Origin of the sequence: Luteibacter rhizovicinus DSM 16549 (genome assembly GCF_001887595.1) — a bacterium.
Classification (GTDB): Bacteria; Pseudomonadota; Gammaproteobacteria; order Xanthomonadales; family Rhodanobacteraceae; genus Luteibacter; species Luteibacter rhizovicinus.
This window is the reverse complement of the sequence record NZ_CP017480.1, coordinates 455,926-469,162: the sequence shown is the minus strand read 5'-3', so window position 1 is coordinate 469,162 and position 13,237 is coordinate 455,926. Positions and strand designations below refer to the sequence as shown.

Annotated in this window: 14 protein-coding genes and 1 tRNA gene; 5 read left to right on the top strand and 10 right to left on the bottom strand. The window is 64.7% G+C overall.

The window, feature by feature from the left end:
* Positions 1 to 2 precede the first annotated feature (2 nt).
* From BJI69_RS02240 to BJI69_RS02230, 3 genes are all read left to right on the top strand, one after another.
* Positions 3 to 356 carry a Spx/MgsR family RNA polymerase-binding regulatory protein gene (locus BJI69_RS02240; protein WP_046968679.1) on the top strand — a complete coding sequence of 118 codons (354 nt, stop codon included), beginning with the start codon at positions 3 to 5 and terminating at the stop codon, positions 354 to 356.
* 13 nt (positions 357 to 369) lie between these two features.
* Positions 370 to 1,500, top strand: a complete 1,131-nt coding sequence (gene dapE, locus BJI69_RS02235; RefSeq protein ID WP_046968680.1) for a succinyl-diaminopimelate desuccinylase — start codon at positions 370 to 372, stop codon at positions 1,498 to 1,500.
* 105 nt (positions 1,501 to 1,605) lie between these two features.
* The gene (locus tag BJI69_RS02230) at positions 1,606 to 3,132 is read left to right on the top strand and encodes a hypothetical protein (RefSeq protein WP_071924858.1); all 1,527 of its coding nucleotides are present in this window, start codon (positions 1,606 to 1,608) and stop codon (positions 3,130 to 3,132) included.
* Positions 3,133 to 3,136: 4 nt separating this feature from the next.
* On the opposite strand, the gene BJI69_RS02225 is transcribed toward BJI69_RS02230, so the two are convergent.
* Positions 3,137 to 3,949 carry a phosphodiester glycosidase family protein gene (locus BJI69_RS02225; protein ID WP_078022972.1) on the bottom strand — a complete coding sequence of 271 codons (813 nt, stop codon included), beginning with the start codon at positions 3,947 to 3,949 and terminating at the stop codon, positions 3,137 to 3,139.
* 104 nt (positions 3,950 to 4,053) lie between these two features.
* Here BJI69_RS02225 and BJI69_RS02220 point away from each other — a divergent pair, with 104 nt between their 5' ends.
* Positions 4,054 to 4,542: an NUDIX hydrolase gene (locus BJI69_RS02220; RefSeq protein WP_046968683.1), complete on the top strand. Its 489-nt coding sequence runs from the start codon at positions 4,054 to 4,056 to the stop codon at positions 4,540 to 4,542.
* 40 nt (positions 4,543 to 4,582) lie between these two features.
* On the opposite strand, the gene parC is transcribed toward BJI69_RS02220, so the two are convergent.
* From parC to BJI69_RS02205, 3 genes are all read right to left on the bottom strand, one after another.
* Entirely contained in the window at positions 4,583 to 6,823 is a 2,241-nt protein-coding gene (gene parC, locus BJI69_RS02215; RefSeq protein WP_046968684.1) for a DNA topoisomerase IV subunit A, read from the bottom strand.
* Between the two features lie 150 nt (positions 6,824 to 6,973).
* Positions 6,974 to 8,035, bottom strand: a complete 1,062-nt coding sequence (locus BJI69_RS02210; RefSeq protein ID WP_046968685.1) for a proline iminopeptidase-family hydrolase — start codon at positions 8,033 to 8,035, stop codon at positions 6,974 to 6,976.
* Positions 8,036 to 8,097: 62 nt separating this feature from the next.
* Positions 8,098 to 8,931, bottom strand: a complete 834-nt coding sequence (locus tag BJI69_RS02205; protein ID WP_046968686.1) for an endonuclease/exonuclease/phosphatase family protein — start codon at positions 8,929 to 8,931, stop codon at positions 8,098 to 8,100.
* Between the two features lie 180 nt (positions 8,932 to 9,111).
* Here BJI69_RS02205 and BJI69_RS02200 point away from each other — a divergent pair, with 180 nt between their 5' ends.
* Entirely contained in the window at positions 9,112 to 9,594 is a 483-nt protein-coding gene (locus BJI69_RS02200; RefSeq protein ID WP_046968687.1) for a hypothetical protein, read from the top strand.
* Positions 9,595 to 9,605: 11 nt separating this feature from the next.
* On the opposite strand, the gene BJI69_RS02195 is transcribed toward BJI69_RS02200, so the two are convergent.
* The 6 genes from BJI69_RS02195 to BJI69_RS02170 form a co-directional block, all read right to left on the bottom strand.
* On the bottom strand, positions 9,606 to 10,118 hold the full coding sequence (locus BJI69_RS02195; RefSeq protein ID WP_052767289.1) for a hypothetical protein: 513 nt from the start codon (positions 10,116 to 10,118) through the stop codon (positions 9,606 to 9,608).
* Between the two features lie 170 nt (positions 10,119 to 10,288).
* A complete protein-coding gene (locus BJI69_RS02190; protein ID WP_052767290.1) occupies positions 10,289 to 10,579 on the bottom strand; it encodes a hypothetical protein in 291 nt (96 codons plus the stop codon).
* A gap of 130 nt (positions 10,580 to 10,709) precedes the next feature.
* Positions 10,710 to 10,785, bottom strand: a tRNA-Phe gene (locus tag BJI69_RS02185).
* Positions 10,786 to 10,851: 66 nt separating this feature from the next.
* Positions 10,852 to 11,130 (bottom strand): oxidative damage protection protein, encoded by a 279-nt coding sequence (locus BJI69_RS02180; protein ID WP_046968688.1) that lies wholly within the window; start codon positions 11,128 to 11,130, stop codon positions 10,852 to 10,854.
* Entirely contained in the window at positions 11,127 to 12,173 is a 1,047-nt protein-coding gene (gene mutY, locus BJI69_RS02175; protein ID WP_046968689.1) for an A/G-specific adenine glycosylase, read from the bottom strand. The genes BJI69_RS02180 and mutY overlap by 4 nt, the downstream gene beginning before the upstream one ends.
* On the bottom strand, positions 12,170 to 13,216 hold the full coding sequence (locus tag BJI69_RS02170) for an AsmA family protein (RefSeq protein ID WP_046968690.1): 1,047 nt from the start codon (positions 13,214 to 13,216) through the stop codon (positions 12,170 to 12,172). Before BJI69_RS02170 ends, mutY begins: the two co-directional genes overlap by 4 nt.
* Between the last annotated feature and the right edge of the window lie 21 nt (positions 13,217 to 13,237).

Genomic DNA, 13,237 nt, shown 5'->3' with positions numbered 1-13,237 from the left:
GCATGGCCGTCATCCTCTACGGTTTGCCGACCTGCGATACCTGCAAGAAGGCGCGCAACTGGCTCACCCGTTTCGAGGTGGTCCACGACTTCGTCGATTACCGCACGAGCCCCGTGCCGGCGGCCACGCTCAAGGCTTGGGCAGAGGCGCTCGGCGGTTGGGAGAAGCTGATCAACAAGGCGTCGACCACGTGGCGCACGCTGTTGCCACAACGCAAGGATCCGCGCACCGATCCCGAGTGGACGCTACTGCTCAAGGAATACCCCGCGCTGATCAAGAGGCCGGTGGTCGTCGACGGTGACGATGTCGCCGTCGGCTTCTCGGACAACGCATTCAAGAAACGATTCGGCAAGTAAGGCAAGCGAGCCCATGTCTCCCGTCATCGAACTCACCCACGATCTCATCCGCCGACGCTCCGTGACACCGGAGGATGCCGGATGCCTGCCGCTCGTCGCGGCACGTCTGTCCGCGGTCGGCTTCCAGATCGAGCACCTGCGCTTCGGCGACGTCGACAACCTGTGGGCGACTCACGGCGACGGCGGAACGGTCCTTGCCTTTCTCGGCCATACCGATGTCGTGCCGACCGGGCCGGAAGCGAACTGGGCCTCGCCGCCCTTCGAGCCGACCGAACGGGATGGCCTGCTCTATGGGCGCGGTGCGGCTGACATGAAGGGCTCGGTGGCCGCCATGGTGGTCGCGTTGGAACGGTTCGTCACCGCGCAGCCGAATCATGGCGGTACGGTCGGCTTGCTGCTGACCAGTGACGAAGAGGGCGTCGCGCTGCATGGCGTTCGCGAGGTGGTCGAACATTTCGGACGAACCGGCCAGCGCATCGATGCCTGCGTGGTCGGCGAGCCGTCGGCGAAGTCGAGGCTGGGCGACCTGATTCGCGTGGGCCGTCGTGGCTCGCTCTCGGGCACCTTGACGGTGCACGGTGTGCAGGGCCACGTTGCCTATCCGGAGAAGGCGACGAACCCGATACATAGCCTCGCTCCTGCCCTGGCGGCGCTGACGGTGGAGCGCTGGGACGAAGGCAATGCCGACTTTCCACCCACGTCGTTCCAGGTGTCCAATATCAATGCAGGGACGGGCGCGAACAACGTCATTCCCGGCGAGCTGGTGGCCCTGATCAATTTTCGCTTTTCGACCGCCAGCACAGCCGACGCCTTGCGCGAGCGCACCGAGGCGATCCTGCGCAGCCATGGCGTGAGCTTCTCGATCGACTGGCACCTGTCCGGACATCCGTTTCTCGCGACGGCGGGTGGAAAACTGCGCGAAGTCGTCGTTGGTGTGTGTCGCGACCTGTGTGGCATCGATCCCGAACAGAGCACCGGCGGCGGCACCTCGGACGGTCGCTTCATCGCGCCGATGGGGGCCGAAGTGATCGAACTGGGGCCGGTGAACGCGACGATCCACAAGGTGGATGAGTGCGTGTCGGTCGCCGATCTCCAGCGGTTGCCCGATCTTTATCTGGCAATTTGTGAGCGGCTTCTCTTGTGAATTGAGCTAATCCCTACAGCGATCGGAGTGCGCGCCCGATACGTGGTTGCGTGCGCAACCGCGAAGCTCTTCCCGCCCGCTAACGGGCGGAAGCAGGGATACGCCATGAGAACTCACGCATGCACCGCGCTCGCGGTGCTGATCGCCGTTGCGATATCACCGACGGCGGGGGCCATCACGCTGGACAGCAGCAGTGTCGCCGGTGTCACCATTGTCACCGTGGACGACAACGACAATCGGGTCGAGGTCGAGTCGAAAGTCAGTGAATGGCTCGCCCAGGGGAAACGGCTCGCCGTGACGGGCCCCTGGACCCTCCTGCGCTTGCTCAAGCCGCAGGGCGTCTATGCCTGGCCGGCAACCAACACCATTGTCCTCGATCCGGCCGAGGGGTTGGGTATCTTCGGGTTCGATGCCACGGACGCTGTCCATCGCACGGCAATCCTGACGGGCTGGACGTGGGCCGAACGCGGCGAGATCGATGAGGCGCCTCGTCCGGTTCGTTCCGCCAGCACCACGTCACGCTCGATGGACGTGAACTTCGACCTGCTGGCCGCATCGCCCGCGTCCGTGTGCCGGGCGTTCCGCCGGAGGATGGCCTCCGCAGTATTCGGGCAGCGGCCTCCGACCAGCGACGAAGTCCTCGTCCTCGCCACGGAATTGCGCCGGTGGTGCCAGTACGGCAACCTTTCGATGCACGTCGCGGCGCCGCCACAGTTCACCATCGCGCCCTTCCGTAGCACGGACGAGCCGCGCTTGAGTCTCGCGTCGGAATGGGTCCTGCTGCGCAACGACGATCCAGTCGACCCGGGCGGTACGACATTTCTGTTCTGGGCGAAGACCGTGGGCGATGGCGCCGGTACGGGTTTCGGGCGTCGCGCGGGCACCGAGGGCAAGTTCGATGCCGTCCAGGGTGGCTTGCGACGCCTGCTCGATGCGAGCATCCACAGCGGGTGGGGACCTATCGAATACGACGGCGTCACGTCGGCATGGCCCGTGGATTCGTCCTTTCCGGGTACGGCCAACACGCGCCTGTTTCTCTGCGACATGGAAGGCGGGCAGGAATTCTTCGGCTGCCCGGTGGGGCAGCGGCTGCGGACACTGTTTCCTTCCGATTCCGTCGATGGGGCTGTCAGCGTGTCCCATGCGGAGCGCTTCGTCGTCGGCGGCAATGCGCAGGCGGGGGTTTCCGTCGACACGACGGGCAAGATCACGCCGAATATCAGCTTCAATCTCAACCTGGCCCAGGCGCGTACGGACACCTCGCAGTCGGAAATGCACCTGGTGCAGACGCGAACCAACGCGGATACCCGGTTTTACCGCACCACCCGATGGACCCCGGATGTGCCCGCCATCTACAACTGGATCAACGCCCGCAAGCACAACGGCAGCCTCGTCCAGGCGACGCCGCTCGCCGGTACGCTGAATCCCCAGTACGAGGTGGTTTGGGAATTCCCGTTACGCGGCAACGAAGGGCGCAAGCTCTCCTACAACATAATCTACGAGGCGGGGTGGAACACCTGCTTCAACGGGCCCGGTTGCACCACGTACACACCACCGCCGGACCGCACGCTGCAGGCCAAGGCCCGCGTCGGCTGGAAGGATCGCGTCACGCTACTCCTTCCCTACGACTGATGGCTCAGCGTCGCTTCGGGAAGACCGCGATCATGCCCGCGTATGGTTTGGTCATGAAGGCGGGCGCGCCCGCGTAGCCATCGTCGGGAGTGAACGCCTGCGAGATCGTGCCGTCCAGGAAGAGTGCATCCCGGCAGCCGATCTCGTCGCGGAACAACCGGGCGAAACTGTGGAAATTGACGGGTACGCGGCTGACCACGAAGACCACCTCGTGCGGCGTCTTCGCGCAGACGCCGCTGCGCCATTTCATGCTGTCCGAGCCGTTGTCGAACTGGGGATTGATCTCGCCGTCGATGACCAGCATCGGCCCGGACTGCGTGGCCCAGCGTGCCTTGCGGCCGGCGTCGCGAAATCCTTCGCTGGTATGGACGTCGGCGCTGCCGTCGTCGTAAACCGCAAACACGCCGTTGGGCAGCAACGAGAAATTGCCCGAGCGCGGGTTGCCATGAATCAGGTTCAGCGGAACGAGTGCCTTGCCGTTCTCGACATACAGGCCGAGCGGCTTGAACTCGCGATCGTAGATGCCCGCATTGGTCGCGAACGAGAGCGGTCGGCCCTTGCCCGTGGTCCAGGTGCGCAGGGCGTCGATCGTGCTGAAGGGCTGGTCAGTGTCGGGGTTGCGCCAGTACAGCTCGATGTCTTCGCGGCGGGTATCGACGGTGACGGCGAAATAGGACTGGCTGTCGAAGACCAGGTCGCGACTGTCCACGGCGTCCGCCGGTGCGACGCAACCCATGGCAGCTCCCGCCAGGGCGGTTGCGATGGCCAGGCGAGCGAGAAAGGCGCGGGTCGTGCGGGGAAGGGGCGGGTGAGGCATCCGTCGATGGTCGCCGGGTCGCCCCGGCCACGCAAGAGGCGAAACGCCGCCTTCGCATGGGGAGCGGGTAAACTTCGGGTTTTTTCCGCCTTGTTGCCACCGCCATGCCTTATACGCCCATCGTCGCCACGCTCGGCTACGTGATGTCGCCGGACGGCCAGCGCGTCCTCATGATCCACCGCAACGCCCGCCAGGACGACCAGCACCTGGGCAAGTACAACGGCCTCGGTGGCAAGATGGAGGCCGGGGAGGACATCGCCGCCTGCATGCGCCGCGAGATCATGGAAGAGGCGGGCATCGAATGCCTGGAGATGCGTCTGCGCGGCACGCTCAACTGGCCGGGTTTCGGCAAGCAAGGCGAAGACTGGCTCGGCTTCATTTTTGTCATCGACCGCTATGCGGGGACGCCGTTCGAGTCCAACGCGGAGGGTAAGCTGGAGTGGGTTCCGTTAGCCGAGCTCGACGCCCTGCCCATGTGGGAGGGCGATCGCCACTTCCTGCCGCTGGTGTTCGATAGCGATCCGCGAGCTTTTCACGGCGTCATGCCGTACAAGGACGGGCGGATGGTTTCCTGGAACGTGACGCGGCTGTAGGAAGTCGCCGATGGCCCCCATGGGGGCCATCGGCCAGGCATCAACCCGTCGTTTCGATCCGCTCCACGCGACGCAGACCCCGCGGCAGCACGCCGCCACGCGTGGCCCGGCTGCCGCCGTACTCGACGAGGTCGGCCCACTTCAGTGTCAGCTTGCGCTGGCCTGCATAAAGCGTGATCTCGCCCTTGCCTTCGGTGACCACGGCGACGCCGATGACGCGTTCTTCGCCCGAGACCAGCTTGGCCTTGGGAATCTCGATGAGCTTGTTCCCCTTGCCCTTGTCGAGTTCCGGCAGTTCGGCCACCGAGAACATCAGCAGATGGCCTTCGCCGGTGACCACGACGATGCGGTCGCGCGAGGGATCGGCCGAGATCGTGGGCGCCAGGACGCGGGCACCGTCGCTCAGCGAGATGATCTGCTTGCCGGCCTTCTGCCGGCCCGTCAGCGCTTCGAAGCGAGTGACGAAGCCGTAGCCGAAGTCGGTGGCCAGCACGATGCGGGTGTCGTTATCCGCGGTGACGACGGCATCGAACCGCGCGCCGGCCGGTGGGCTGAAACGGCCCGTCAGCGGCTCGCCGTTGCCGCGTGCGGAGGGAAGCGTGTGCGCCGGCGTCGCGTACGCGCGACCGGTGGAATCGATGAAAGCGACCTGTTGCGTCGTACGCGCGCGGGAGATCGCCAGCAGGCTGTCGCCGTCGCGGTAGGAGAGCGCCTCGCCGTCGATGTCGTGGCCCTTGCCGGCGCGCACCCAGCCCTTCTGCGAAAGCACCACGGTGACCGGTTCGGAGGCGACCAGGGCGCTCTCGTCCAAAGCCTGGGCGACGCTACGCTCGATCAGCGGGGAGCGGCGCTCGTCGCCGTATTTCTCGGCGTCGCTGCGCAGTTCTTCCTTGATAAGGCTCTTCAGCTTGGCCGGTGACTTCAGCAGCACGTTGAGGCGTGCGCGCTCTTCCTCGAGCTTGCTGCTTTCCTCATTGATCTTCATTTCCTCGAGGCGGGCCAACTGGCGCAGCTTGGTCTCGAGGATGTAATCGGCCTGCTCGTCGTCGAGACGGAAGCGGGCGATGAGCACCGGCTTGGGCTCTTCCTCGGTGCGGACGATGCGAATGACCTCGTCCAGGTTGAGGTAGGCGATGCGCAGGGCGTCGAGCAGGTGCAGGCGGCGCTCCACCCGGCCCAGACGGTGGTTGAGTCGGCGCGTGACCGTATCGGTGCGGAAGCGCAGCCACTCGGTCAGGACCATCTTGAGGTCCTTCACCTGCGGCCGGCCGTCCAGGCCGATCATGTTCATGTTGACGCGGAAGCTCTTTTCCAGATCCGTGGTGGCGAAGAGATGCTGCATCATCTCGTCGGCATCGACGCGGTTGGAACGCGGCACCAGCACGAGGCGGATCGGGTTTTCGTGGTCCGACTCGTCGCGCAGGTCCTCGATCATCGGCAGCTTCTTCGCACGCATCTGCGCAGCGATCTGCTCGAGGATCTTCGACGGCGATACCTGGTGCGGCAGCGCGGTGATGATGATGTTGCCCTCGTCGCGCTCGTACACGGCACGGGCGCGGACGGAACCACCACCGGTCTGGTACATCGCCATGATCTCGCGGCGCGGTGTGATGATCTCGGCCAGCGTGGGGTAGTCCGGCCCATGCACGTGTTCGCAAAGATCGGCAATCGTCGCATCCGGGTCGTCGAGCAGTCGGATGCAGGCGCTCGCGATCTCGCGCAGGTTGTGGGGCGGGATATCGGTGGCCATGCCTACGGCGATGCCCATCGAGCCGTTCAGCAGCACATGCGGTACGCGCGCCGGCAGCCAGGAGGGTTCCTCCATGGTGCCATCGAAGTTCGGTACCCAGTCCACGGTGCCGTGCTGCAGCTCGGAGAGCAGCACCTCGGCGATCGGGGTCAGGCGCGATTCGGTGTAACGCATCGCGGCGAAGCTCTTCGGGTCGTCCGGCGAGCCGAAGTTGCCGTGGCCGTCGACCAGCGGATAGCGGTACGAGAACGGCTGGGCCATCAGCACCATGGCCTCGTAGCAGGCCGAGTCGCCGTGCGGATGGAACTTGCCGATCACGTCGCCGATGGTGCGCGCGGACTTCTTCGGTTTGGCGGTGGCCGACAAGGCCAGTTCGCTCATGGCGTAGATGATGCGGCGCTGGACCGGCTTGAGGCCGTCGCCCACGAAGGGCAGGGCGCGGTCCAGCACCACATACATGGAATAGTCGAGGTACGCCCGCTCAGCGTAGTCCTTGAGCGGGATCTGTTCGTAATTGGCTTGCAGATTCATGGGCTTGGCTGTCCGGCTGGCGCGCTAAGGCGCGTCGTTAACCGGGTGATGTTGCCAGAAAGCCGTCTCACAGGTGTAGACCATAGATAAATGTAGGAGCCGATTCATCGGCGAAAAGCCAACGAAGCGAAGAAGCGGCGCCCCCACCCCTCAGCGCAAAGCCTTCCCCGCGTCAACATCCTTCAAGAACCCGATCAACCCGGTGAAATACGTCTCCTGATCGTCATACATCGCCAGGTGCCCACCCTTCGGGCACAGCAGGAACCGGGCGTTGGGCATTTTCTTCGCCATGGCCTCCATGTACTTCGGATCCATCGTGTCGTACTGCGCGCCAATGACCAGGGTAGGCACCTTGATCGTCTTCAGGTCCTTGCTGCGGTCCCAGTGCAGCAGCTTGCCGCTGGCGCCGAGTTCGCTCGGCCCCTGCATCGACACGTAGATCTGCTCGTTGAGATGGCCGAACGAGCGCTGCACCGGCTCCGGCCACTGGTCGGCAGGCATGCGCAGGATGTGCTGCTCGTAGTGCATGGGCATGAGGATCGCCATATACGCCGGGTCCGCGGTTTTCTTCTCCGCTTCCATGCGCTTGACCTCGGCGAGCTTCTTCTGGTCCATGGCCGGCATCAGCACCTTCGTCGCGTACTGGTTGTAGGCGGGAATGCTGTCGACCATGTTCGAGATGATCAGTCCCTTGAGATGCTGCGGATACTTCAGGGCGTACTCGATCGCGAGCACGCCGCCCCACGATTGGCCGAGCAGGTAGAAATTGTCCTTGTCCAGGTGCAGGGCCTGACGCACCTGCTCCACCTCATCGACGAAACGCGGGATTTCCCACAACGATTCGTCCGTGGGCTTGTCGCTGAAGGCGGAGCCCAGCTGGTCGTAGTAGTAATACTCGATGCTGGCGCCGGGAAAATAGCTGTCGAAGGCCTCGAAGTATTCATGCGTGGCGCCAGGGCCGCCGTGCAGCAGGAGCACCTTGATGGTCGGATTGTTGCCGACGCGCTTGGTCCAGACCCGGAATTTTCCCTTGGGCGTATCGATCGTGATCATCTTGACGCCACCCGACAGGACGTCGTCATGCCCTGCGTGATCGAAGTACGAGCTCGGCGAGGTCCCGGTCGATGCGGCAGGCGCGGCAGGCGCGGCAGGCGCCGCGACGGCGCCGGTGGCGCCAAGCGCCAGCAGGAAGCTTGCAAGAAGATGACGCATGTCGTTGTCCCCCAAGGTGTGCCGCCGACTATTGCCGACAGCACCCCTCGCTGACAAGTCGCCTAGAGGGTGAAGTTCGCCTCGACCGGGAAGTGGTCGGATGGATAATGGCCGTCCTTCGAGGTGGTTACGGTGTGGACCGACGTGGCCTCCACGCCGCGAAAGAGGATCCAGTCGATTCGTTTCGTGGGATTGCCGGTAAATCCGTGGAAGGTGTTCTCCGGGCCTTCTCGTTTCGGCGCGGCGGACCACGCATCCTTCAACGCCGCTGTGAGCGTGGCATGCGCGTCGCTCTCGGGGCCGGTGTTGAAGTCCCCGGTAAGGATGACGGGGACACCGGCAGGCAACCTGCCGATCCACGCTGCCATTTCACGGGCGCTGCGCGAGCGCGCGTCTTCATCCTGGTCGCGATACGGAAAGTGCGTGTCGAGCAGATAGAAACGCTTGTGGTCGGACAGGCGCTCGAACAACGCCCAGTTCACCATGCGCGGAAAGATGTTGCCCCAGGTGATGCTGGCGACCTTGTCCGGGGTATCGGAGAGCCAGTAATCCCCGCTGTCGACGAGCTTCAAGCGGTCCTTCCGGTAAAAGATGCCCATGTGCTCGTCGGCGTGACCGCCGAAGCGGTCGCGACCGAACCACGTGTATTCCGGCAGGCGCGCCACCGTGTCGTCGCCCTGTTCCTTCGCCAGTTCCTGTGTGCCGATGACATCCGGATGGAGTTGGCGGATCGTGTCGGCGAAGAGCTCCCTTCGGGCCTCCCAGCGGTCCGGGCCATCCTTGCCCGTGACGGTGCGGACGTTGAACGACAGCACCCGCAGTTCGTCGGCGATGGCCGGCTGCGCGATGGTTGCGGTGAGCGCGGCGAATAGTGCTAGTCGGGACATCCGAATCATGCCTGGAGGATTCCTGTTGACGGGGAGTCTTCCGAATATATCGACGTAACGAGGTGATTACCGTTACTTGGGTCCCGCCTGCGAGCGACACCATGCCGCGCCCCGGATGCCCGGCGATAGCGGCCGCCGGCCCTGCCGATCGGTCAGAATGGGGCGAACTTACGCAGCAGCGGAACCGCCATGAATCATCCAGAGCCCGATGTGCCGCGGTCCGCCGCCAACGGTCGTCGCGTAGCGCTCGTCATCATCCTGATCGCGTTCGTCGCCTCGGCGACGACGGCCATGCTGGCGTTTACGGCCTCGCACCGGGCACGTACCGCGGATGCCACGGCACAGACAGCAGACATGGCGGACCTGCGGGCCGCGCTCGCCGAATGGCAGGCACAAGTCACCGAAGCACAGCGTGCCGGACATGAACAGGCGCCGCAGCGGCTGAGCGTACTGGCGTCGCGTGCCGCGGCGCTATCCGCGTGGAAACCCCGTACGCCTTGCGGCCAGCAAGCCCGGGCGCAGCTTCGGGTAGCGATGGATGCACGGGTTCGACGTATCGATGAGGCGCTTGCCGGAAAGACTGCGGGCCTGGATCGCGTCGACGAGCAAGCCAGTCTCGAAGGCGCGCTTCACCAGTGTGAGGTCGAGCCAGGTCGTGATGTGAATATCTGAAGGGCGATCCGCTACTCGAACCATCTGGCGAGCGTCTTCGCGCCGCCGTCCGCGAGCCAGACAAAGAGTCCGCCGCAACCGACCGTGACCGTGGTGCTGATCGTGCCCACGCTCTTCCAGGAAGGAAGGCGTGCGAGGTGTCCTTCGAATCGAATGAGCTGCCTGTCGGCTTCGCGTTGTCGTTCTTCCTGCCGATCGAACCTTTCGTCGGCGCGATCGAGGCGTTCTTCAACGCCGACGAGCCTCGTTCCGATGGCTGCCGTCTGAACCTTCAGTTCGATGATGTCATCGCCGACTTTGTCGAGACGCTGTTCGACCTTGTCCAGGCGTCTGTCCATGTTGGCCAGACGCCCGTCCATGGTCTGGAGTCTTCCGTCGATGCTCCTGAGCAGGGTTTCGATGGTCACTGGAACGTTCTCCGCACGCTGTGCATTGGGAGTGTCAGCGTAACGGGGTGGATAGTCGTCTGAATTGAGAATCGCGACCGATTTCAGCATGCCGGGTGTCGGGCTCAGGATTGTCATGGGGGATCTCCGCAGCGTCCGAACAAGACTGGCCGTGGAGGGCAAGTCCGTCTGTAGCGCGCGCCCACGTCATGAGGTCGGTCGTCAGTGCGGAGCGCCGTCATGCAAGAAGGCCCGCATGTCAGCGGGCCTTCGCATATAGGGTCGGAACGGTATCTGGTCTTTGCGACTCAGGTACTGCATTGAATCATGATGTCTCGCTTCGGCATGGCGCCGCCCGCTGACTTGTACGGTGTGGAGCTGTAGTTGACCTGGGCTCCCTCGGAACGATCGACCACTTCGTAGGGTCCATGGCAGAGGCCCGTTGCTTTGTTGTAGCAGTCGCCGATGGTTTGAGATCCCGAATCGCAGGAAACGAGAAGAGCCTGGTCGCCGTCGGGAGGCGTTACCTGCCTGGAGCCGGCGCATCCGGCCAGGAGGCCGACGACGAAAACCGATAGAGCGATCCGCACTGCTGCCATGTGACGCTTCCCCGAATCCGTGCGGTTGAGCATGCGCCAGCGAGAACGGGCGCGACGAGACACGCAGCGTTTGTAGCAAGGGGAGAGTCCATATGCAACGCTGTGTTCGCGAGGACGCGGAGCGCTGAAATGGTGGCTCGGGACGGAATCGAACCGCCGACACGGGGATTTTCAATCCCCTGCTCTACCAACTGAGCTACCGAGCCACAGATGCCTGCAACGAATGTTGCGGCGAGTGGAGCCGCGTATTAAATCCGTTGCGGGCGTCGGCGTCAAGCCTCTCGTTCGGGCGGAACGTAGCCGGCGGGCTGGACCACGTCGCCGCCGAAGAAGTACTTCTCCATTTCGCCGCTGAGGAAGCCGCGGGTCTTCGGGTCGAGCGGGGACAGGCGCATCTCGTTGATCAGCATGGTCTGGTGGGCCAGCCACTGCGCCCATGCTTCTTTGGACACATGCTCGTAGATACGCTTGCCGAGGTCGCTCGGCCAGGGGGCGAAGTCGAGGCCTTCGGCGTCGTGGCCGAGTTTCACGCAGTGAACCATGCGCGTCATGGGGATATCTCCGGAAGGTTGTCCAGCAGCGTGCGTACCGGGGCAGGCAGGCCGAGCGAGGCGATGTCGTCGCGATCGCACCAGCGCCGGTCGGGACGGTCGGCTACGGCGGCAAGGGGGGCCGCATGGTCGAACAGGATGGGTGAAACGTCCAGTCGATAGTGGCTGAAGACGTGGGTGAAGGCGGGTAGGGGATCGGCGTCGCCGACGCGGGCGATACGCGCTGCGACACTGGGGGCCGTCGTCGGGTCGGCTGCTTCCGGCAGGCTCCACAGGCCCGACCAGACACCTTGCGCGCCACGCTTTTCAAGCAGGATGCGGCCGCGGGCATCGCGTAACAGCAGCATCGACAAGGCGCGAGTCGGGATCTTCTTTCCGGGCTTGGCGGTGGGCAGGGTCGCGGTCAGGCCTTCGCGCAGGGCGACGCAGCTGGCGGCCTGCGGGCACAGGGGGCACAGCGGCTTGCTGCGCACGCAGACCGTCGCGCCGAGATCCATGATCGCCTGCGTGAAGTCGGCTGTCCGTGTGGGCGGCGTGTGTTCGTCCGCGAACAGCCAGAGACGCTTTTCGACAGCACTTTCGCCGGGGTGCCCGGCGACCCCGTGATAACGCGTCAGGACGCGCTTGACGTTGCCGTCGAGGATGGGAAAACGTAGCCCATAGGCCTGCGCGAGGATGGCACCCGCCGTCGAACGGCCGATGCCCGGAAGCGCCAGCAAGGCGTCGATGTCGCGTGGCAGCTCGCCGCCGTGATGTTCGACGCACAGCTGCGCGGCACGGTGCAGGAAGCGCGCGCGCCGGTAGTAGCCCAGGCCGGACCACAAAGCCAGCACGGTGTCTTCGTCGGCCTCGGCCAGCGAGGCGAGCGTTGGCAGCCGCTGCACGAAGCGTTCGAAGTAACCGATCACCGTAACGACTTGCGTTTGCTGCAGCATGATCTCCGACAGCCATACACGGTAGGCATCGCGCGGATGCTGCCATGGCAGGTCCTTGCGACCGTGATGGTCGTACCAGCGAAGCAGTTCGGTGGCGAAGGTGTTCATGGTGAGCGCGCGGGCGCGGCAGCGGTCGATGCCGGTGTTGGCGATCCCGGCGTGGCACGGACGCGCAAGCCCTTGATATGCACGCTGCCGACGTCGACCTGTGTGGCGTCGATGGTTCCCTGCACGGGAGGGAGGGTGGGCGGCCTTCCTGCCTGCATGCCCGCCCACCAGTCGGACAGCGCAAGCGGAGGCAGATGCAGGTCGGCGTGGTCCTGTTCGCCATCGATCTTCAGCGCTATCGACAGGGGATCCTGCTGGTTGGCTGGCGTGACGCCGAGCACGACGTCGTAAGGTGGGGCATCGGTACGCGTCACGCGCCCAGCCATCGAGCCGCCGATGTCCGCGCCGCCGCGCCAGGTCGCATCGCCGTGCAGCTTCGCGCTGAAGCGGTCCTTGCCGACCACGTCGACGTCGAGGTCGCCGAGCGTCAACACCCCGTCTGCGAGCGAGGGGGTCGTGGCGAGATCGAGGGCGTAAGGCGCCTCATCCGCCGTGCTGGCATCGATCGACAAGGTAAAGCGGTGCTGGTTGGCCAGGCGGCCCGCATCGATGTCGACGTTGGAGAGCAGGAGGCGGTTCCCGCGCAACAGGGTGCTGCGCGACACACGGAAGCCGGCATCGATCGCAGGCAGGATCGCGCCGGCCGTCGAGGGGCGTGGCGGAAGCGTGTCGAGATAGGCGGAGACAGCATCTACATCGATGCGTGCACCTTCGATCTCGAGCCGCGAAATGGTGGCCTCGCCACCCAGGAGGGTGCGCCAGGGAAGGACCAGCTTGCCTCGCGCGGCGACGATCAACGGTGCATTGCCTCCATTGCCGTGCAACGTGATGCCTTCCAGTTCCAGGGAAGGCTTCGGCCAAAGCGTAGGGCTGGCCGGATTCGCCAGCGAGAGTTCGAGGCCGGAGGCGCGCGCCTGTGACTGCAGGAGTGCCGTGAAGCGCTCGGGCTGGAGCACGGCATACATGGCGACCAGGGCCGCCACGATAATCGCGGCGATGAGGCCTGCGACGACGAGAAGGCCGATACGCAGCCGACGGTTCATGGCCGCGACGCTTGCGATACG